This is a genomic window from Comamonas sediminis (assembly GCF_041107495.1).
Classification (GTDB): Bacteria; Pseudomonadota; Gammaproteobacteria; order Burkholderiales; family Burkholderiaceae_C; genus Comamonas; species Comamonas sediminis.
Map to the genome: position 1 here is coordinate 321,467 of NZ_JBGBDC010000003.1, position 19,242 is coordinate 340,708.

At 67.4% G+C, this 19,242-nt stretch carries 16 protein-coding genes; 6 read left to right on the forward strand and 10 right to left on the reverse strand.

Annotated elements, in window-relative coordinates; translation table 11 throughout:
* Positions 1 to 1,140 precede the first annotated feature (1,140 nt).
* Together AB7A72_RS09090 and AB7A72_RS09095 are read right to left on the reverse strand one after the other, a co-directional pair.
* On the reverse strand, positions 1,141 to 2,766 hold the full coding sequence (locus tag AB7A72_RS09090; protein ID WP_230780523.1) for a peptide chain release factor 3: 1,626 nt from the start codon (positions 2,764 to 2,766) through the stop codon (positions 1,141 to 1,143).
* 216 nt (positions 2,767 to 2,982) lie between these two features.
* On the reverse strand, positions 2,983 to 3,981 hold the full coding sequence (locus AB7A72_RS09095) for an acyltransferase family protein (RefSeq protein ID WP_369459697.1): 999 nt from the start codon (positions 3,979 to 3,981) through the stop codon (positions 2,983 to 2,985).
* A 245-nt stretch (positions 3,982 to 4,226) separates the two neighbouring features.
* Between AB7A72_RS09095 and kdpF the strand changes: the two genes are divergently transcribed.
* From kdpF to AB7A72_RS09120, 5 genes are all read left to right on the forward strand, one after another.
* Positions 4,227 to 4,322 (forward strand): K(+)-transporting ATPase subunit F, encoded by a 96-nt coding sequence (gene kdpF / locus AB7A72_RS09100; protein ID WP_027010947.1) that lies wholly within the window; start codon positions 4,227 to 4,229, stop codon positions 4,320 to 4,322.
* A 120-nt stretch (positions 4,323 to 4,442) separates the two neighbouring features.
* Positions 4,443 to 6,152: a potassium-transporting ATPase subunit KdpA gene (kdpA, locus tag AB7A72_RS09105; RefSeq protein ID WP_369459698.1), complete on the forward strand. Its 1,710-nt coding sequence runs from the start codon at positions 4,443 to 4,445 to the stop codon at positions 6,150 to 6,152.
* 79 nt (positions 6,153 to 6,231) lie between these two features.
* A complete protein-coding gene (gene kdpC, locus AB7A72_RS09110; RefSeq protein WP_369459699.1) occupies positions 6,232 to 6,930 on the forward strand; it encodes a potassium-transporting ATPase subunit KdpC in 699 nt (232 codons plus the stop codon).
* Positions 6,927 to 9,014 (forward strand): potassium-transporting ATPase subunit KdpB, encoded by a 2,088-nt coding sequence (kdpB, locus tag AB7A72_RS09115; RefSeq protein ID WP_369459700.1) that lies wholly within the window; start codon positions 6,927 to 6,929, stop codon positions 9,012 to 9,014. Before kdpC ends, kdpB begins: the two co-directional genes overlap by 4 nt.
* Positions 9,015 to 9,039: 25 nt before the next feature.
* Complete coding sequence (locus AB7A72_RS09120; RefSeq protein WP_369459701.1) at positions 9,040 to 11,730, forward strand: DUF4118 domain-containing protein; 2,691 nt, start codon at positions 9,040 to 9,042, stop codon at positions 11,728 to 11,730.
* On the opposite strand, the gene cobF is transcribed toward AB7A72_RS09120, so the two are convergent.
* Genes cobF through cbiE form a run of 4 tightly spaced genes read right to left on the reverse strand, consistent with a single transcriptional unit; the run spans position 11,712 to position 15,062 of the window.
* Positions 11,712 to 12,551 carry a precorrin-6A synthase (deacetylating) gene (cobF, locus tag AB7A72_RS09125; protein ID WP_369459702.1) on the reverse strand — a complete coding sequence of 280 codons (840 nt, stop codon included), beginning with the start codon at positions 12,549 to 12,551 and terminating at the stop codon, positions 11,712 to 11,714. The two genes, AB7A72_RS09120 and cobF, sit on opposite strands and share 19 nt — an antisense overlap.
* Positions 12,548 to 13,396, reverse strand: a complete 849-nt coding sequence (gene cobM / locus AB7A72_RS09130; protein WP_369459703.1) for a precorrin-4 C(11)-methyltransferase — start codon at positions 13,394 to 13,396, stop codon at positions 12,548 to 12,550. Before cobM ends, cobF begins: the two co-directional genes overlap by 4 nt.
* Positions 13,393 to 13,872, reverse strand: a complete 480-nt coding sequence (locus AB7A72_RS09135) for a cobalamin biosynthesis protein (protein ID WP_369459704.1) — start codon at positions 13,870 to 13,872, stop codon at positions 13,393 to 13,395. Before AB7A72_RS09135 ends, cobM begins: the two co-directional genes overlap by 4 nt.
* Positions 13,869 to 15,062 (reverse strand): precorrin-6y C5,15-methyltransferase (decarboxylating) subunit CbiE, encoded by a 1,194-nt coding sequence (gene cbiE / locus AB7A72_RS09140; protein ID WP_369459705.1) that lies wholly within the window; start codon positions 15,060 to 15,062, stop codon positions 13,869 to 13,871. The genes AB7A72_RS09135 and cbiE overlap by 4 nt, the downstream gene beginning before the upstream one ends.
* On the opposite strand from cbiE, the gene AB7A72_RS09145 reads away from it, so the two are divergent.
* Positions 15,061 to 15,819 carry a cobalt-precorrin-6A reductase gene (locus AB7A72_RS09145; RefSeq protein ID WP_369459706.1) on the forward strand — a complete coding sequence of 253 codons (759 nt, stop codon included), beginning with the start codon at positions 15,061 to 15,063 and terminating at the stop codon, positions 15,817 to 15,819. The two genes, cbiE and AB7A72_RS09145, sit on opposite strands and share 2 nt — an antisense overlap.
* Here AB7A72_RS09145 and cobJ read toward each other — a convergent pair.
* The 4 genes from cobJ to cobG are packed head-to-tail and all read right to left on the reverse strand — an operon-like array spanning position 15,789 to position 19,228.
* Positions 15,789 to 16,592, reverse strand: coding sequence for a precorrin-3B C(17)-methyltransferase (gene cobJ, locus AB7A72_RS09150; protein WP_369459707.1), 804 nt, complete (start codon positions 16,590 to 16,592; stop codon positions 15,789 to 15,791). The two genes, AB7A72_RS09145 and cobJ, sit on opposite strands and share 31 nt — an antisense overlap.
* Positions 16,586 to 17,347 carry a precorrin-2 C(20)-methyltransferase gene (gene cobI / locus AB7A72_RS09155; RefSeq protein WP_369459708.1) on the reverse strand — a complete coding sequence of 254 codons (762 nt, stop codon included), beginning with the start codon at positions 17,345 to 17,347 and terminating at the stop codon, positions 16,586 to 16,588. The genes cobJ and cobI overlap by 7 nt, the downstream gene beginning before the upstream one ends.
* Positions 17,337 to 17,966 (reverse strand): precorrin-8X methylmutase, encoded by a 630-nt coding sequence (locus AB7A72_RS09160; protein ID WP_239809498.1) that lies wholly within the window; start codon positions 17,964 to 17,966, stop codon positions 17,337 to 17,339. The genes cobI and AB7A72_RS09160 overlap by 11 nt, the downstream gene beginning before the upstream one ends.
* On the reverse strand, positions 17,966 to 19,228 hold the full coding sequence (gene cobG, locus AB7A72_RS09165; protein ID WP_369459709.1) for a precorrin-3B synthase: 1,263 nt from the start codon (positions 19,226 to 19,228) through the stop codon (positions 17,966 to 17,968). Before cobG ends, AB7A72_RS09160 begins: the two co-directional genes overlap by 1 nt.
* Between the last annotated feature and the right edge of the window lie 14 nt (positions 19,229 to 19,242).

A 19,242-nucleotide genomic window follows, 5' to 3' on the forward strand; every position in this document is an offset into this window, starting at 1 on the left:
GTGATTTGATTGAGGTGATTTAATAAAATATATTGAGTTTGCATATGGAGGATGATGGGATTTCTATTGTCAACTTTGATTTTTGAATTTGGATGCGGGAAAGTGCTTGATTGACTAAGTCGCTTTTGAATGCTTATTTAATTTATGACATTGTCATGAGTAAATTTTATAATTGCAGGGTATTTCTATATGAGAGATCATGAATCTTGATATAGATTTGTATGTCATTGCATAATATTGTTCCAGTAAGTGAGTGTTGATGGGCTTCTGCGAAATCAGTGATATTTTTTATGTGGTTGAGGGTGTTTGTGTTTCATTGAAGGGAAAAGGAGTGAGGACATGCCAAGCGAGAATGGCATCAATAAAAGCGGTCATCTAGGTCATGCCTTGCAGCAGGTGGATGGGGAAGAGGTACGAACAGCTGCTAACACGACAGCAGCGTATTAATCCAAGCTGATTTGCAACCCCACGAAACTCAGTTGAGCGGGGCTGCTTTAAGCCACAACAGAAGGGATGTGCAGAAATCCCATTGGCGTTGTAAAAAACCTTCACGTACACCGAAAATGACGGTGGTCAATCATGAATGAGGTTGAGATCGAGGTCATGGGCTAGGCACGGCCCGGCGCATGAGCAAATCGCGCCAGCCTCAAGTCAGATGGGTGGAGCACGCAATAGAGAGATGCAGTTGAAGAGCACGTGTGAAGCAGCAATACCGTGCCAGCAGCCATTGCCAGGTAAAGCACCTGCATGGAATGCGATTCGTTCTATGAAAGGATGCTGTTGTGAAACGGGCTCGTTGGACTGAGCCCCGTCCCTATGGCTGCATCTCGCCCACTGCCCGGGATAAATGCGCACCGTAAGCAAGCCGCCGGCACTGATTGCACGAGTCGAGATATTTGGACGATAGCGCTGCTTGAGGACTGCGCAGGTCATTGACGGCAGTCCATGCGCAAGACGGTATACATGGCCCGGATATACAACAGCAGCAGGCGATCTACCCGCACAAACGCAAACGCCCGATGCATTGCATCGGGCGTTATCCGCTGGGTTAAGTTTGCCCGGCAGGGCGGTGAGCCGGGCAAGAGGTGTTGCGGCCAGCGAGTCAGCCTCTACAAAGGCTGCTTTGTGCAGAGAGGGATTTCAGCTCGTCTGCAATTCCAACCCCGCATGCTCGCGCAGCGGATGGAAGTGGATCTTCGGAAATCGCTCCTGCGCCAGGCGCACGTCATACGGGCTGGTGCACAGATACGCCAGGGTATTCGCCGCATCATGCGCCAGGCGCAGCGGGTAGGCGTGTTCGAACTCGCGCAGTTCGGCGGGGGTGTCGGCGGTGATCCAGCGGGCGCCGGTGTACTGGCAGCCTTCCAGGCGCACTTCGCAGTCGTACTCGGTCTTCAGGCGGTGCTGCACCACTTCAAACTGCAGCTGGCCCACGGCGCCCAGCAGCATGTTGCCGCCGGCATCGGGCTTGAAGACCTGGATGGCGCCTTCTTCGCCCAGCTGCATCAGGCCCTGCTGCAGCTGCTTGGTGCGCAGCGGGTTCTTCAGCACCACGGTCATGAACATTTCTGGCGCGAAGAACGGCAGGCCGGTGAACTGCAGGTTGGGCCCATCGGTGATGGTGTCGCCCAGCTGCACGCCGCCGTGCGTGGTAAAGCCGATGATGTCGCCGGCATAGGCCTCGTCCACCGCTTCGCGGCGCTGGCTCATGAAGGTCACCACGCTGGTGGGGCGCAGTTCCTTGGCGGTGCGCTGCACCTTCATCTTCATGCCGGGGGTGTACTTGCCCGAAGCCACTCGCACAAAGGCGATGCGGTCGCGGTGGTTGCTGTCCATATTAGCCTGCACCTTGAACACCACGCCCGAGAAGCTGCTGTCTTCCGGATGGATGGTTTTCTCTTCGCGGTTGCGGTTGACCTCGGTGTAGGCGATGCGGGGGCCAGGCGGTGGCGACATGTCCACGACCGCGTCGAGCACTTCCATCACCCCAAAGTTGTTCACACCGGAGCCGAAGAACACGGGGGTCAGCTTGCCGGCCAGAAAGTCGGCATGGTTCCATTCGGCAGAGGCGCCCTGGGCCAGCTCCATCGAGTCGAGCGCATCGTCAAAGGCCTGGCCAAAGCGGCTGCGCAGCTTGTCGCTCTCGCTCAGCGGGATGACTTCAAAATCCTTGGGGCCGCGGTCGCTGCCTGGCGCAAACACGGTCATGCTTTGGGTCAGCAGGTTGATGATGCCACCAAAGCTCTTGCCCTGGCCGACGGGCCAGGTGATGGGGCAGCAGGGCATGCCCAGCTCGCGCTCGACCTCGTCCATGATGTCCAGCGGATCGCGCACTTCGCGGTCCATCTTGTTGACGAAGGTGATGATGGGCGTATCGCGCTGGCGGCAGACCTCGATCAGGCGGCGGGTCTGCGATTCCACACCGTTGGCCGCATCGATCACCATCAGCGCCGAGTCCACGGCCGTCAGCACCCGGTAGGTGTCTTCCGAGAAGTCCTTGTGGCCGGGGGTGTCGAGCAGGTTGATGACATGGTCGCGGTAGCTCATCTGCATCACCGACGAGGCCACCGAAATTCCACGCTGCTTTTCAATCTCCATCCAGTCCGAGGTCGCGTGGCGCGAGGCCTTGCGGCCCTTCACCGCTCCTGCGATCTGGATCGCACCGGAGAACAGCAGCAGCTTTTCGGTCAGGGTGGTCTTACCCGCGTCCGGGTGGGAGATGATCGCAAAGGTGCGGCGGCGTTGGGTTTCGGGAGCGTAGGACACAGTACGGAAGAGCAAAGAGCGCAGACCCGGGACCGGGCTGCCAAAAAACAAAGCCAGCAGGTGCTGGCTGGGACTGCAGGCATTTTAACGGAAAGCGTTTATCCGGGCATGCGGGGGTGCGGCTTGGGATCCTCTGCAGAACCCTCGCCAACCGGTAGGGGCGCGGATCGCCCGGGACCGCGTTCAGACCATGGCAGGGAGTTTTGCAGCGGGTCCCTAGCGCAGATAGCGCTTCAAGCGCAAGGCAGGTGATTCAATCGAATGCCACAGCGCATAGCCCAGCAGCATCGACAGCAGCATCGACAGTCCCATGCTGGCATAGAAGTTCATGCCCGGCCACAAGGCAAACACCGCCTGGGCGATGGGGCAGCCCGACAGGTAGACGCCATAGGAGGGGTCACCCAGGCGGCTGACCGCGCCAGAGAAAGCCGAACTGCAGCTGCCCAGAAAGATCAGCAAGGCCGGCAGTACCACCAAGCCCGACGTATGTTGCAAGCCCGTCAGCCAGAAAAACAAGGCCACGGGAATCAGCCCGAACGTGATGGCGGCGCCATGGGCCAGGAAACGGTCCCGGTGCAGCGCGATCAGCGCGCCGCAGGCAAAGTAGGCCGGGTACTCCCACCAATGCATCATCGTGCCGGTGAAGTCGGCGTTGTAGCGCACAATGAACAGCAGGATGTAGGCCACCAGCACCAGGCTGGCCAGCCAGCGGTAGCGAAAAACGCCCACCACGCCGGCTACGGCCAACGCGGCATAGCACATGGTCTCGATCGGAATGGTCCACAGCGGCCCGTTCATCAAGTTGTTCAGCGGGTTGCTGGAAAACACCTCGGGCAGGTTGACGTAGGCGCGGTAGAGCAGCAGGTTCTTGAAGTACTCCAAGGTCTGGGCATGGGTCAAAAATGTGCGTGCGGGCAGATCGGTAAATACCACGCCAAACACGTAGATGTTCAGCAGCACCGCCGCAATCATGCCGGGCCACAGGCGCAGCAGGCGCTTGGCGCAGAACTTGAACACCTGCGGCTCACGCAGCCAGCTGGTGGTCACCAGGTAGCCGCTGATCGTGAAAAACGTCATCACCGACACGCCGCCAATCATGCCCACATTCATCCAGGCAGGGCCCTCGCGGCCGCTGATGTAGTAGTGGTGGCAAAAGATCACGCCCAGCGCCGCGCAGATGCGAAGAATGTCAAAAGAGTTGCTGCGATGGGGCATGGACGGGGGCGTAGGCATAAGGGGGTGGGGTCAAGCGCGGCACCACTATACATGGCCTGGGCGGCTGCCGATCACCTCTGGGCGTCGCCATCTTGATGCCATCTTGATATCCCCCCGCGCATTCTCAGCGCCTGCTTGATGCGCCCAAACCTACATTGGCTCCACTGCAGGCGTTTTGCCTGTGCAACACCACGCCGCGCCGGGCCGCATTGGGTGGCCTGGCATCGGCGTATGAGGAGAAAACCATGTGGATCCATGGAGTTGAGGTGCTGGCCGCGCTGGTCAGTGCTGCGCTGTTTGTCTATCTGGGTTACGCGCTGTTGCGGCCCGAAAAATTCTGAAAAAGGGAGAGGGCCATGTACATGCTGCAAGACCTCGTATTCGTCGGCCTCACGCTGGCCTGCTTTGTGGGCCTGCTGGGCTTTGTTCGCGCCTTGGTGCGCATCTGAGCGGGGGCTGACATGGGTTTAGTCTGGATCGAATATGCCGCCTTCGTGGCGGTGCTGGTGCTGCTCACCATCCCTACGGGGTGGTGGTTGGCACGCTGCTTTACCAGTGCGCACGACAGCCGGCTGGAGCGCTGGACCTACGCCGCCATGGGCGTGGATCCGCAAGAGCGCATGGGCTGGCAGCGCTACGGCGCGGTGCTGGTGCTCAGCAACGGCCTGCTGATGCTGCTGGGCTACCTGCTGCTGCGGCTGCAGGGCAGCCTGCCGCTCAACCCGCTGCAGAACGCCGCGCAGACGCCGGACCTGGCGTTCAACACCGCCGCGTCCTTCATCACCAACACCAACTGGCAGGCGTATGCGGGCGAGAACAGCCTGAGCAATGCCACGCAGATGGTCGTGATCACCGGGCTGATGTTTGCGGGCTCCGCTGCCGGCCTGGCAGCGGCTGCCGGTTTTGTGCGCGGGCTGGCCCGTGCAGGCAGCCGGGACATCGGCAACTACTGGGTGGATTTTGTGCGCATGCTCTGGCGCGTGCTGCTGCCGCTGTCGCTGCTGCTGGCGCTGGTCTATGTCTGGCAGGGCGTGCCGCAAACCCTGGGCACCGAGGTGCTGGCCCACACCATCGATGGTGGCCGCACCCAGCAGCTGCTGATGGGCCCGGTCGCGAGCCTCGAGAGCATCAAGCACCTGGGCACGAATGGCGGCGGGTTCTTCGGCATGAATGCGGCCCATCCGTTCGAAAACCCCACGCCACTGACCAATATGCTGCACATCCTGGCGATGCTGCTGATCCCTGCCGGCATGACCTATGCGCTGGGCGGGATGCTGCTCAAGCGCCGCCAGGGCTGGGTATTCTTTGGCGCCAGCCTCGTCATCTTCGTGGGCTTTCTGGCGCTGGTCTGGGTGGGCGAGCAAAACGGCAGCAGCCTGCTGGCCCGCGCCGGTGCCGACCAACAATGGAGCGCCACCCAATCGGGCGGCAATATGGAAGGCAAGGAGTTGCGCTTTGGTATCACCGATACCGCCCTGTTCGTGACGGCCACGACGGCGGCCACCACCGGCTCAGTCAATGCCATGCATGACTCGCTCACGCCGCTGGGCAGCATCACGCCCCTAGCGCTGATGATGCTCAACTGTGTGTTTGGCGGCGATGGTGTGGGCCTTATCAACCTGCTGCAGTACGCCATCCTGACGGTGTTCCTGGCCGGGATGATGATCGGGCGCACGCCCGAGTTCCTGGGCAAGAAGATCGAGGTGCGCGAGATCAAGCTGGTGATGCTGTCGGTGCTGGCCCACCCCGCCTGCATTCTGGGCTGGACGGCGCTGGCCATGCTCTGGCCGGGCGCTGCCGACAGCCTGAACAACCGGGGCCCGCATGGCTTCTCGGAAATTCTCTACGCCTATGCCTCGGCCACCGCCAACAACGGCTCGGCCTTTGCGGGCCTCAATGCCAACACCCCCTTCTTCAACACCACGGTGGGCCTGGCGATGCTGATGGGACGCTACCTGACCCTGCTGCCGCTGCTGGCGGTGGCCGGCAGCATGGCCAGCAAGGCCAGCGTGCCCGCCGGTGCCGGCACCTTCCCCACCGCCACGCCGCTGTTCACCGGATTGCTGGTGTTTGTGGTGCTGATCGTCGGTGGCCTCACCTTTTTGCCAGCGCTGGCGCTGGGGCCAGTCGTCGAGCACCTGCAGATGCTGGCTGGGCAGCTCTACCCCTGAGCCCCCGCCTTTGACCCGAACTTGCAACTGATGTGAAGCGAACCGGGGCATGGCCAGGCCGTGCCCGCAGGAGAAAAACATGACAAGCCTTGATTCCGATAAACGCCTGCCAGCGCCCGGCGCGCAGCAGGCCGCTGTCCCCGCCGCCGCAGGCTGGGGCCGCACCCTGGGCAGCAGTGCCCGCGCCGCCGTGCTGGTGCTGCTGCTGTGCGGCGTCGCCTACCCTCTGGCCACCACCGGCGTGGCCCAGGCGCTGCTGCCCCATGCGGCCAATGGCTCGCTGGTGCTGCGCGACGGCCAGATCGTGGGCTCGGCCCTGATTGGCCAGCAGTTTGACAGCGCCCGCTATTTCCATGGCCGGCCCAGCGCCACGACGGCGCCCGATCCCAAGCAGGAAGGGGCCAGCATCGCTGCGCCCTACAACGCCGGACTGTCCGGCGCCAGCAACCAGGGCGTCAGCAGCCAGGGGCTGGCCGATAGTGTGGCCGAACGTGTGGCGCAGTACCGCAGCACCAACGGCCTGGCTGCCGATGCGGCCGTGCCGGTCGATGCGGTCACCGCATCGGCTTCGGGCCTGGATCCGCATATCTCGGTTGCCAATGCCCAGTTGCAGCTGCCCCGCGTGGCACGCGAGCGCCAATTGCCCCCCGCCCAGGTGCAGCAGTTGCTGGACCAGGCTACGCAGCAGCGCACCGGCTACCTGCTCGGTGAGCCGCGCGTGAACGTGCTGGCGCTCAACATGGCGCTGGACGCATTGCCAACCCGGAGCCAACCATGAACACGAAAAAAATGACGGCATCCGCTGGCCTCGGCGATCTGGCACTGCTGCAGGCCGCTGCCTGGGATGCGCTGCGCAAACTCTCGCCCCGCCTGCAATGGACCAACCCGGTCATGTTTGTGGTCTACCTGGGCGCCTGGCTCACCAGCCTGCTGTGGCTGCAGAATCTGCTGACGGCACAGGGCAGCAGCGGGTTTACGTTGGCCATTGCCGGTTGGCTGTGGTTCACCGTGCTGTTTGCCAACTTTGCCGAGGCCCTGGCCGAAGGGCGCAGCCGCGCCCAGGCCGCCAGCCTGCGCGGCATGAAGCGCGATACGGTCGCCAAGGTGCTGCAGCAGGCGCAGCATGGCGCCGCCTGGACGGCCCAGCCCGCCAGCAGCCTGACCAAGGGCACGTTCCTGCTGGTGGAAGCCGGCGATGTGATTGCGCTCGACGGCACCGTGGTCGAAGGCGTGGCCTCGGTCGATGAGAGCGCCATCACCGGTGAGTCGGCCCCCGTGGTGCGCGAGGCCGGCGGCGATTTCTCGTCGGTGACCGGCGGCACGCGCGTGCTGTCCGACTGGCTGGTGGTCGAGGTCACGGTGAACCCGGGCGAGTCGTTTCTGGACCGCATGATCTCCATGGTCGAATCGGCCAAGCGCCAGAAGACCCCCAACGAGCTGGCACTGGGCATTCTGCTGGTGGGGCTCACCTTGGTGTTTCTGATGGTCATCGTCACGCTCTGGCCGTTCTCGGTCTTTGCGGTGGCGCAATCGGGCAGCGGTAGTGCAGTCGGCGTGGCTGTGCTGGTGGCGCTGCTGGTCTGCCTGATCCCGACCACCATCGGTGGCCTGTTGTCGGCCATTGGCGTGGCCGGCATGGGCCGCATGATGCAGGCCAATGTGATTGCCACCTCGGGCCGCGCGGTCGAGGCCGCAGGCGATGTGGACGTGCTGCTGCTGGACAAGACCGGCACTATCACCCTGGGCAACCGCCAGGCCAGCGAATTCTTGCCAGCGCCTGGCGTGAGCGCTGCGCTGCTGGCCGAGGCCGCGCTGCTGTCGTCGATGGCCGATGACACTCCGGAAGGCCGCAGCGTGGTGGCCCTGGCCCATGAGCGCCATGGACTGAGCGCTGCTGCGCTTGACCCCACCCAGGCACAGCCGGTGCCCTTTACCGCCCAGACCCGCATGAGCGGACTGGACCTGGCCGGCCCCGCTGGCCTGCGCAGCCTGCGCAAAGGCGCGGCCGATGCGCTGCGCCGCCATGTCGAGTCGCTGGGCGGGCAGTTTCCGCAGGCCGTGCAGCTGGCGGTGGAGAGCGTCTCGCGCAAGGGCAGCACGCCGCTGGTGGTGGCCGAGGGCGCCCAGGTGCTGGGCGTCATCGAGCTCAAGGACGTTGTCAAACCCGGCATGCGCGAGCGCTTTGCGCAGCTGCGCCGCATGGGCATCCAGACCGTGATGGTGACCGGCGACAACCCCCTGACGGCCGCCGCCATCGCCGCCGAGGCCGGCGTGGACGACTACCTGGCCGAGGCTCGGCCTGAGGACAAGCTGCAGCTGATCCGCAGCCACCAGGCCGCTGGCCGCCTAGTGGCCATGACCGGCGACGGCACCAACGATGCACCGGCACTGGCCCAGGCCGATGTCGCGGTCGCGATGAACAGTGGCACCCAGGCCGCCAAGGAAGCGGCCAACATGGTCGACCTGGACAGCAACCCCACCAAGCTCATCGAGGTGGTGGAGACCGGCAAGCAGATGCTGATGACGCGCGGCGCGCTCACCACCTTCAGCATTGCCAACGATGTGGCCAAGTACTTTGCCATCATCCCGGCCGCCTTTGTTGCCACCTACCCGCAGCTGGCATCGCTCAACATCATGGGTTTGCACAGTGCCGATTCGGCCATTCTGAGCGCGGTCATCTTCAATGCGCTGATCATCATCGCGCTGGTGCCGCTGGCCTTGCGTGGCGTGCGCTACCGGGCCGTGGGAGCGGCTGCCTTGCTGCGCCGCAATCTGCTGATCTACGGTCTGGGAGGCTTGCTGGTGCCGTTTGCCGGCATCAAGCTGATCGACATGCTGCTGACCGCCACTGGCTTGGTCTAAGGGCTTGCCCCACAATAGCGCCACCATGCCCAACCCCAGCAACTCCCCCAGCACCGCCGCCGCACGGCCCGACCCGGACGCGCTGGTCGCCCAGCTCAAGGCCGACCAGCAGCAAGCGGCGCGGGGCAAGCTGCGCATCTACTTTGGCTCCAATGCCGGTGTGGGCAAGACCTATGCGATGCTGGCGGCCGCGCAGCGCGAGCGCCAGGCGGGCCGCCAGGTGCTGGTGGGGCTGGTGGAGACCCATGGCCGGGCCGAGACCGTGCAGCAGCTGCACGGCCTGGAGCTGCTGCCCCGCCGCATGCTGGCCCACCAGGGCCGCCAGCGCGAGGCCTTTGACCTGGATGCCGCATTGGCACGCCACCCGCAGGTGCTGCTGCTCGACGAGCTGGCCCACAGCAATGCGCCTGGGTCGCGCCATCCCAAGCGCTGGCAGGATGTGCAGGAGCTGCTCGATGCCGGCATCGACGTCTGGACGACGCTCAATGTGCAGCACCTGGAGAGCCTCAACGATGTGGTCAGCGGCATTGTCGGCATCCAGGTCCATGAGACCGTGCCCGACCATATCTTTGACGACGCCAGCGAGGTCATCGTCGTCGACCTGCCTCCCGAGGAGCTGCTCAAGCGCCTCAAGGCTGGCAAGATCTACCCGCTGGAGCAGGCCGAGCGGGCCTCGCACCATTTCTTCCGCGTGGGCAACCTGCTGGCCTTGCGCGAACTCGCACTGCGCCGCACCGCTGACCGGGTCGATGAGGACATGCGCGACTACCGGCGCGAGCGCGCCATCGGCGATGTCTGGCCGACGCGTGAGCGCCTGCTGGTTGCCGTCAGCGGCCAGGCTGGGGACGACGCGCTGGTGCGCCAGGTGGCACGGCTGGCCCGGCGGCTGGAGGCCGACTGGATGGTGGTGTATGTCGATGCACCGGCGCGCCAGCACCGCTCAGCGCAGTCACAGCAGGCCGTGCTCAAAACGCTGGCGCTGGCCGGCCGCCTGGGGGCGGATACCGCGACGATTCCGGGTGCGCAGGTCGCTGCGGCCCTGGTCGATTTTGCGCGTGAGCGCAATGCCAGCCACCTGGTGCTGGCACGCGTGCCGCCAGCGGCGCGGCGCTGGTGGCCCTGGGCCTCATCGCGCCTGCCCGAGCAGATTGCCCGGCTGGACCCGGGCCTGGATGTGCTGCTGCTGTCCGTGCCCCGGCCGCGCAACCGGCCCGAGCCCGCGCCGGTGCGGGAGGCGCCCTGGCCCTGGCGCGGCTACCTGGGAGCCAGCCTGGCCTGCGGCGCGGCCGCGCTGCTGGCGCAGGCACTGCTGCAGGTGTTTGACCCCGCCAATGTGGTGATGCTGTTTTTGCTGGTCGTGGTGCTGTCGGCCTTGCGCTGGGGCCGGGGGCCGGGCGCCTGGGCGGCGCTGTTGTCGGTGCTGCTGTTTGATTTTTGCTTTGTGCCACCGCGCAACTCCTTCGGCGTCAATGACACGCAGTACATCTTCACCTTCTGCCTGATGCTGGGCGTCGCGCTGGTTTGCGGCCAGCTGATGGCGCGGCTGCGGCATGAGGCCCGGGTGGCGGCAGAGCGCGAGCGCCGCGCCGGCGCGCTGGCGCGCCTGGCCCGTGATCTGTCGGGCGCACTGACGCAGGCGCAGGTCGTGCAGACGGCGCTGACGACGGTATCGGGGGTGTTCGATGCGCGCACGGGCCTGCTGCTGCCCGATGCGCAAGAGCAGTTGCAGGTAGCGCCTGGCAGCGAGGCGGCGATAGACAGCAGTGTCGGCCGCTGGAGCATGGAGCACAGCCAGATGGCCGGCCGGGGCACGGACACCTTGGCGGCATCGGACGCGCTCTACGTGCCGCTGATGGCGCCGGTGCGGGCGCGCGGCGTGCTGGTGCTGCAGCTGCGCACGCCCGATCGCCTCAAGGTGCCCGAGGAACGCCGCCTGCTGGACGCCTGTGCCAGCCAGATCGCGCTGGCGCTGGAGCGTGTGCACTTTGTCGAGGTGGCCCAGCAGACCCAGGTGGCGATGGAGGGCGAGCGTATGCGCAATACCTTGCTGTCATCGGTATCGCATGATTTGCGCACACCCCTCACCAGCATCCTGGGTGCCGCCCAGGCCGGGCTGCCGCATGCGCCGCCTGGCCCCGCGCAGGACATGCTGGTGCAGATCCGCAACCAGGCCCAGGCCTTGCAGCAGCTGGTGGACAACCTGCTGGCCATGGCCCGGCTGCAGCAGGATGGCGTGCACCTGCAGCGCGCCTGGATCCCCGTCGATGAGCTGGTCGGCAGCGCGTTGCGCCAGCTGGGCGGGCGCCTGGCCGAGCACCCGGTGCAGCTGCAGCTGCCGGCCGGTTTGCCGCTGCTGTGGATAGATGCCGGGATGATGGAGCGGGTGCTGGTCAACCTGCTGGACAACGCCAGCAAGTACACACCGGCAGGCACTGCCGTGCTGGTGACGGCGCAGGCCGAGCACGACCAATTGCTCCTGCGGGTGCAGGACCGTGGGCCGGGCCTGCCCGCGCACCTGGCGCCCGACCAACTGTTTGCGCCTTTCAGCCGGGGCCATGCCGAGTCCAGCATCTCCGGCATCGGCCTGGGGCTGGCGCTGGCGCAGCGCATTGTGCAGGCCCATGGGGGCAGTTTGCATGCCGCTGCGGCCGACCCCGGGCCGGGGGCCGTGTTCAGCCTGGCGCTGCCGGTGCTGCCTCAGCCGGCGCTGGATTGACCGGAGGGTGCAGCGCCGGGCAGGCGGCGCAGCAGGTAGATATCCATGATCCAGCCATGCCGGGCACGCGCTGCGGCGCGCATGGCCACAATGCGCTCGGCCGCTTCGGCCAGCGGGCCATGCGCCAGGCACTGCTGGGCCATGCCCAGGTAGGCACCCCACCAGATGTAGACATCGCGGGCCTGCGCCGCCGGCAGGCTGTTGAAGCTGCACTGGCCGTCGAGCATCACCACCAGCGTGTCCACCCCGGCCGGCCAGCCTTGCTCGCGCAGCTGGCGGCCGGTGGTGACGGTGAAGGGCTGGCCAATGTCATTGACGGCGATTGCATGTGCTGCCGTGAGCGCCTGCATCGAGGTGATGCCGGCGATGACCGTGACCTGCAGCGGCGCGGGCTGCATGCGCGCGGCAATGCGCAGGGTGCTGTCGTACAGCGATGGATCGCCCCAGACCAGCAGCGCCACCTGCAGCACGCCGTTACCCGCACGCGGCACCAAGCCGCTCTCCAGCGCCTGCGCAATCGCGGCCTGCCAGCGCAGGGTGATCGCGGCATGCCATTCATCGACCTGGTTCAGGTAGTCATCGCCCTGGCTGCGGCGCTCGGGCATGTCAAAGCCGGCCGTCTGCGGCGCGGGCTGCTGTAGCACGGCGTCGCACAGCGATTGGCGCAGCGCAGCCAGCTCGGCCTTGTCCTCGCCCTTGTGGGGCAGCAGCAGCAGGTCGGCTGCATTCATCGCCGCGATGGCCTGGCGGGTCAGGTGGTTGGGGTTGCCGGTGCCGATGCCGATCAGGCTCAGCGCGACCGGCGGCAAGCTGCTGCTCATGCCTGGCCTTCGCTGTTCGCGGGCGCCGCTGCGAGTGGCCGGTCGGTGGCGGTATCCACCGCCGCCTGCGGTGCCGGAAAGCGCGGCTCGGTGCCCTGGGGCCGGTAGCGGCGGTCGTAGTCGGTGGCGTAGAGGCGGCTCTCGCCAAAGTCCTCGGCGCTGATGCTGCGGCCCACCAGGATGATGGCGGTGCGCTCCATGCTGGCCGCAACAGCCTGGGCCAGTTGGCCGACAGTGGTGCGCACAACGGTTTCATCGGGCCAGCTGGCGCGCCAGACGATGGCAGCCGGGCAGTCCGCGCCATAGTGCGGCAGCAGCTCGCTTTGCACCTTCTCGGCCACATGGATGGACAGGTGGATCGCCAGCACCGCGCCGGTGGCGGCAAAGGCGGCCAGCTGCTCGCCCTCGGGCATGGCGGTGGCGCGGCCCGAGGTGCGCGTCAGCACCACCGATTGGCACAAACCAGGCAGGGTCAGCTCGGCGCCCAGGGTGGCGGCTGCCGCGGCAAACGAGGGCACGCCCGGCGTCACGCTGTAGGCAACGCCCAGCGCGCGCAGCCGGCGCAGCTGCTCGCCCATGGCCGACCAGACCGACAGATCGCCCGAGTGCAGGCGTGCCACATCCTGGCCCTGCGCATCGGCCGCGCGGATCTCTTCGATGATCTCGTCCAGACTCATTGACGCGGTGTTGACGATGCGCGCGCCGGGCGGGCAATGGGCCAGCAGCTCGCGCGGGATCAGCGAGCCCGCATAGAGGCACACGGGGCAGCGGGCCATCAGGTCGCGGCCGCGCACGGTGATCAGGTCGGCAGCGCCGGGGCCGGCGCCGATGAAATGCACGGTCATGCCGTAACTCCTTGGGTTTGTGGATCAGCCGGGCGCATGCCCGCTGCCAGACAACAATAGGGGGTGGTGCCGCGCTCGCGCAGTGCGGCGGCCAGGGTGGCGCTGCCGTCGCCGGCCACCAGGCGGGCCAGCAGCAAGCGGGGCGCGGGTGCAGCCGCAGACATGGCCACGGCCTCGGCCACGCTGCCGGTGCCGTAACGCGCCAGCAGGCGGGGCGACTGCGTCACCACCGCTTGCGCGGGCAGGGCCTGCTCGGCCACCGCGACTATCGCCACCGCAAACGGCAGCTGCGCGGCCCACTGCTGCAGCGCCGGCCGCTGCTCCTTGCCTTGCAGCACCGCCACCGCGCAAAACTCGGCCAGCGCGGGCTGGTCCTGCCGGGCCTGCAGCCACAGCGCCTGCAGGTCGGCGGCCTGGGCCTGGGCACGCAAACCCATGCCCAGCACCACGCAGCGGTGCGGCGCTGATGCCGTCATGCCTGCCAGCTCCACTGCACCAGCGTGCGTGCGGCCTTCCAGCTGCGCATGCGGCCCAGCGCGGCGGCGCTGGACAGCTCCAGCTGCAGCAGCTCGCCGCCCAGCTCGCCATGCAGCTGCACCAAGAGCGCCTGGGTCTCCAAGGTCACGGCATTCACCACCAGGCGGCAGCCTGTGGGCATGTGGGTCCGCAGCGCGGCAAACAGTGCGGTGTCAAAACCGCCGCCAACAAAGATGGCCTGGGGCGCGGGCAGGTCTTGCAAAGCCTCTGGCGCCAGGCCGTGCACCACCTGCATGCGGGCCTGCAGGCCAAAGCGCTCGGCATTGCGGCGGATGTTGTCCACGCGCGCGGCATGCTGCTCAATGCTGATGGCCAGGCCTCCGGCCAGGCACCATTCCACAGCCACCGAGCCCGAGCCGCCGCCAATGTCCCAGAGCCGCTCGCCCGGCCGGGGGGCCAAGGTGGCTAGGGTCAGCGCACGCGCCGGTGCCTTGGTGATCTGGCCATCGTGGGCATACCAGCCGTCCGGCCTGCCGGGCACGGCCGGCAAGGCAGGGCCGCCCTGGGCGATAAAGGCCACGGTCACCGGCGCCTGCGCCGGGTCGGTCTTCAGCGCAGCGGCGGCCTCATCGGCGCGCAGCATGCGGCAGCGCTCGCGCGGGCCGCCCACGGCTTCCATCACCCACAAGGGGCTCTGGCCCCAGCCTTCCTCGTGCAGCCAATCGCCCAGCTGCCGCACGGCGTCGCCATCGCGCAGCAGGGTGATCAGCTGCCGGCCAGGCGCCAGGCGGGGCAGCAACTGTGCGATGGGGCTGGCATGCAGGCCCAGGCAGTCGCAGGCTTCCAGCCGCCAGCCCAGGCGGGCGGCAACCAGTGAAAAAGTCGAGGGCTGGGCATGGCAGCGCCACTCATCAGGCTGCAGGTGCGCGGCCAGGCTGCCGCCCACGCCATGCCAGAAGGGGTCGCCCGAGGCCAGCACCACCACCCGCCGGCCCCGCGCGGCCAGCACCGGGGCCACATCAAAAGGCTGGGGCCAGGGGCGGCCACGCGCATCGATGGCGGCCAGCTGCAGATGGCGCGGGCCGCCAAATACCAGCTCAGCCTGGTCCAATGCCAGCTGGGCCGCAGCGCCCAGGCCTGACAATCCATCCTCGTTCAAACCTATCAACGTCAACCAGGGATCAGTCATGACGCATGTTCTCCTGCTGGGCGGCACCAGCGGCGCCAGCGAGTTGGCCCAGGCCCTGCACCAGGCGGGTGTGCGGGCCTGCTTCTCGTATGCCGGGGTTACCCAGCAACCGCTGGCCCAGCCGCTGCCCACGCGCAGCGGCGGCTTTGGCGGGGCCCAGGGCCTGGCGGACTTTATCCGCGCCCAGGGCATCAGCCATGTGGTGGATGCCACCCATCCCTTTGCCGCGCAGATGAGCCGCCATGCCTGCGTGGCCTGCGAAGCCACCGGCACGCCCTTGCTGGCGCTGGAGCGCGCGCCCTGGCAGGCGCAGCCCGGCGACCGCTGGACCGATGTCGCCAGCATGGCCGATGCCGCCAGCGCGCTGCCCGAGGCGCCCAGCCGGGTGTTTCTGGCCGTGGGGCGCAAACAGCTCGATGCCTTTGCCGCCTGCCCGCAGCACCATTACCTGTTGCGCCTGGTCGATGCACCCCAGGCCGGCAGCTTGCCGCTGCCCCGGCATACGGCGGTGCTGGGCCGGGGCCCTTTCAGCATGGCAGACGACCTGGCCTTGCTGCAGCAGCACGGCATCGCCTGGCTGGTGGCCAAGAATGCCGGCGGCTCCGCCACGCAGGGCAAGATCGACGCTGCCCGTGCGCTGGGCCTGCCGGTCGTGATGGTGCAGCGCCCGGCACTGCCGCTGCGGCCGCGCACCGACAGCGTGGCGGCGGTCATGCATTGGCTCCGTCATGGCGCCTTGCCGTCCACATCACCGTAATAGCGCGGCGTGTAGGTGTAGCGCCCCACGCGGCGGGTGAGGCGGTTGCCTACGAGCACGACGGTGCGCATATCGGCCATCTCGGGCTGGGCCTCGGCCAGGCTGCAGACCTGCAGCGATTCCTCGGGCGTGGAGACGGCGCGGGCAAACACCAGCAGCCGCTCTGGCTCGCAATGCGCGCGCAGCAGGGCCAGCAGGCGGTTGAAGCCCTCGGGCCGGCTGTGCGAGCGCGGGTTGTAGAAGGCCATCGCAAAATCGGCCTCGGCCGCCAGTGCCACGCGGCGGGCAATCACCGGCCAGGGCTTGAGGTTGTCCGACAGATTGATGCAGCAAAAATCATGGCCCAGCGGCGCGCCTGCGCGGGCGGCGGCGGCCAGCATCGCGGTAACGCCGGGCAGTACCTGCACATCCAGCGCCAGCCAGCGCTCGGCCTGCGCACCTGGCGCGCGCTCCAAGGCTTCAAACACCGCCGATGCCATCGCGAACACGCCCGGATCACCGGACGAGACCACGACGACCTGGCGGCCCTGGGCTGCCAGTTCCAGCGCCTGCTGGGCGCGTTCCAGCTCCACCCGGTTGTCCGACGCGAGCCACTGCGGCTGGCGGCTGCCCGTCGGCGCGCTTTGCGCCACCAGGGCCTGCGCACGCGCCACATAGGGGAAGTAGCCCACGACCGCGTCGGCCGCCAGCAAGGCCTGCAGCACGGCGGGCGTGATCTGCTCCAGGCCGCCGGGGCCCAGGCCGGCAATCGTCAGCTGGCCGCGGCCTACCATGCGGCCTCCGGGCGGCGGCCCTGGCCATGCACCAGCACGATCGCAAAGTAGGGGCAGACCTCGTCGCCCACGTCTGAGAGGCGCGCCACCTGCTGCTGCTCGGTGGTGCCGTTTTGCACCAGCCAGGCGGCATCGGCCCGGCCTGCGCGCGCCAGCGCGCGGCGGATGCGCGGCAGGTTGCGGCCCACCTTCATCACCACCAGCGCATCGGCCGTGTCCATGCGGCGCACCAGCTCGTCTTCGGACAGGGTGCCCGTCATCACGCTCAGCACATCGTCACCCCAGGTGATGGGCTCGCCGGTGGCATGCCAGCAGCCCACCATGCCGGGGATGCCCGGCACCACCTGCAGGTCCACATCGCCGCGCGCGCGCAGCCGGGTGTAGAGGTGCATGAAGGAGCCGTAGAGAAAGGGGTCGCCCTCGCAGAGCACCACCACCTGCTCCTGCTTGGCCAGCGCGGCCAGGCGCAGGCACCAGTCCTCATAGAACTGGGCCAGCTGCTGCACATAGGCGGGGCTGTCCACCGGGATCTCGGTGGTCACCGGGTACTCCATCGGGTACTCGGCGGCCTGGGGGTTGAGCATGCCCTCGACCAGCTGGCGGGCCTTGCCGGGCCGGCCTTTTTTGCGGAAAAAGGCCACATGGCGGGCGCCACGCACCAGGCGGTCGGCCTTGATGCTCATCAGCTCGGGGTCGCCCGGGCCCAGGCCCACGCAGATGAGGCCCGGCGCGGCCAGGCTGCTCTTATTCAACATGGCTGGCCATGGCATTGACGGCAGCCACGGTCATCGCCGAGCCGCCCAGGCGGCCGCGCACGATCATCGCGGGCACCGGCAGGTCCTGCATCAGCGCCTGCTTGGATTCGGCCGCGCCAATAAAGCCCACCGGGCAGCCGATGATGGCCGCTGGGCGGGGGCAGCCCGGGTCCTGCAGCATGTTGAGCAGGTGGAAGAGGGCGGTCGGCGCATTGCCGATCGCCACGACAGCGCCGGCCAGGTGCGGGCGCCACAGCTCCAGCGCCGCGGCGCTGCGGGTGTTGTTCATCTTCTGCGCCAGCTCGGCCACACCGGGTTCATGCAGGGTGCAGATCACAGGGTTGCCTGCGGGCAGGCGCGAGCGGGTAATGCCTTCGCTGACCATGCGCACATCGCATAGCACGGGAGCGCCCGCCTCCAGCGCGCGCTGGCCGGCGGCCACGACACCGGCGGAGAACTGCACATGCGCGGCCAGCTCGACCATGCCGGCAGCATGGATCATGCGTACCGTTACGCGCTCCTCACCGGGGGTGAAGCGCTGCAGATCGGCCTCGCGGCGGATGGTGGCGAAAGACTGCCGATAGATCTCGGCGCCATTGGTTTCGTAGGTATGAACCATCAGATTTCTTCAAACATCAGCCCGGGATTGTCGCGCAGACTGCGCGCGCTCCAGCGGGAATCGGGGGCGGCCTGGGCCGTCGCACCGCGGGCGTAGCCAAACACGGGCCCATCCGGGCCCGCTTGCGCCACCAAGGTCACGGTCGACGGCAGCTGGCGTGCACAGCCCTTGGCGCAGCCCGAGACATGCAGGTGCGCGCCATCAGGCACATGGGGGGCCAGCGCCAGCGCCAGATCCTGCGTGGGCGCCAGCGCCTGGCGGCAGCCGGGCGCGCCACTGCAGGCCGACACGCGCAGGCGGGCATCTTGCGGATCGCGGATCCAGTGCGCGGGGTCGTCCAGGCCTGCCGCTGCCAGCACCGCGCTGCCGGAAGGCGCCAGGCCTTCGACCAGCAGCATGCGCCAGGGGGTCAGCCGCAGGCTGCGGATGCCGCTGCGGGCCAGGCGCGCCAGTGCGCCGGCAGTGACCCGGCCCAGCGGCGCGGCCACCAGGAGGCCCAGGCCGCGCTGCCAGCCCGGGTTTGGGCTGCCATCGGCAGGCAGATAAGGGGGTACTTGGCGCAGGCCTGTGGGCAGGACCAGTGGCGGTAACTCGCCTGGCTGGCGCAGTAGCTGGGGCAAGCGGTCCGGGTGCTCGCCCACCGCGCGCCGTGCGCGTGCCTGGGCGGCGCACCAGCGGGCCAGTACCAGCGCGGCTTGCACGGTGAGTGAGGGACTGTCGGCCTGCCAGGCGATGGGCTGGCCGGGCACCTGCAGCCGCCAGCCCTGGGTGCCATCGCGCACTAGCTGCACATCGGCGGCCACATCGGCCAGGCCACCATGGCGGCCACTGGCCAGCGAGAAGCCAAACTTGGCGGGCAGGCCATCCAGCGCCGCATCGGCCACCAGCGCCTGCTGCAAGGCCTCGGCCAGTGCCAGCACGCCGTCAGCGGGCTGGCACAGCGGGTCGATGACCAGGTTGCGCAGCTGCTCCTGGCGCGCGTCAGGGTCCAGCAGGCCCTGGGCGGCCAGCGCATCGAGCAGGCTGCTGTGCTGATCGGGGGCCACGCCGCGCAGCTGGATATTGGCGCGGCTGGTGAGCTCCAGCAGGCCGGCGCCATGCGCCTCTGCCAGCTCGGCCAGACGCTGTGCCTGCGCGGCCGACAGCTGGCCCAGCGGCGGCCGCACCCGCACCACCAGCCCATCGCCGGAGGCCATGGGCTGCCAGGCGCCAGGGCACCAGCCTTGGGTCTGTGGAGGGGAAGAAGGTGGGCTTGCAAACATGGGGCAGGCGGCAG

Coding starts and splice junctions, on each gene's coding strand:
- AB7A72_RS09095 (WP_369459697.1), bottom strand. CDS start 3,981: ATGCCCCATCGCAGCAACTCTTTTGACATTCTTCGCATCTGCGCGGCG.
- kdpF (WP_027010947.1), top strand. CDS start 4,227: ATGTGGATCCATGGAGTTGAGGTGCTGGCCGCGCTGGTCAGTGCTGCG.
- kdpA (WP_369459698.1), top strand. CDS start 4,443: ATGGGTTTAGTCTGGATCGAATATGCCGCCTTCGTGGCGGTGCTGGTG.
- kdpC (WP_369459699.1), top strand. CDS start 6,232: ATGACAAGCCTTGATTCCGATAAACGCCTGCCAGCGCCCGGCGCGCAG.
- kdpB (WP_369459700.1), top strand. CDS start 6,927: ATGAACACGAAAAAAATGACGGCATCCGCTGGCCTCGGCGATCTGGCA.
- AB7A72_RS09120 (WP_369459701.1), top strand. CDS start 9,040: ATGCCCAACCCCAGCAACTCCCCCAGCACCGCCGCCGCACGGCCCGAC.
- cobF (WP_369459702.1), bottom strand. CDS start 12,551: ATGAGCAGCAGCTTGCCGCCGGTCGCGCTGAGCCTGATCGGCATCGGC.
- cobM (WP_369459703.1), bottom strand. CDS start 13,396: ATGACCGTGCATTTCATCGGCGCCGGCCCCGGCGCTGCCGACCTGATC.
- AB7A72_RS09135 (WP_369459704.1), bottom strand. CDS start 13,872: ATGACGGCATCAGCGCCGCACCGCTGCGTGGTGCTGGGCATGGGTTTG.
- AB7A72_RS09145 (WP_369459706.1), top strand. CDS start 15,061: ATGACGCATGTTCTCCTGCTGGGCGGCACCAGCGGCGCCAGCGAGTTG.
- cbiE (WP_369459705.1), bottom strand. CDS start 15,062: ATGACTGATCCCTGGTTGACGTTGATAGGTTTGAACGAGGATGGATTG.
- cobJ (WP_369459707.1), bottom strand. CDS start 16,592: ATGGTAGGCCGCGGCCAGCTGACGATTGCCGGCCTGGGCCCCGGCGGC.
- cobI (WP_369459708.1), bottom strand. CDS start 17,347: ATGTTGAATAAGAGCAGCCTGGCCGCGCCGGGCCTCATCTGCGTGGGC.
- AB7A72_RS09160 (WP_239809498.1), bottom strand. CDS start 17,966: ATGGTTCATACCTACGAAACCAATGGCGCCGAGATCTATCGGCAGTCT.
- cobG (WP_369459709.1), bottom strand. CDS start 19,228: ATGTTTGCAAGCCCACCTTCTTCCCCTCCACAGACCCAAGGCTGGTGC.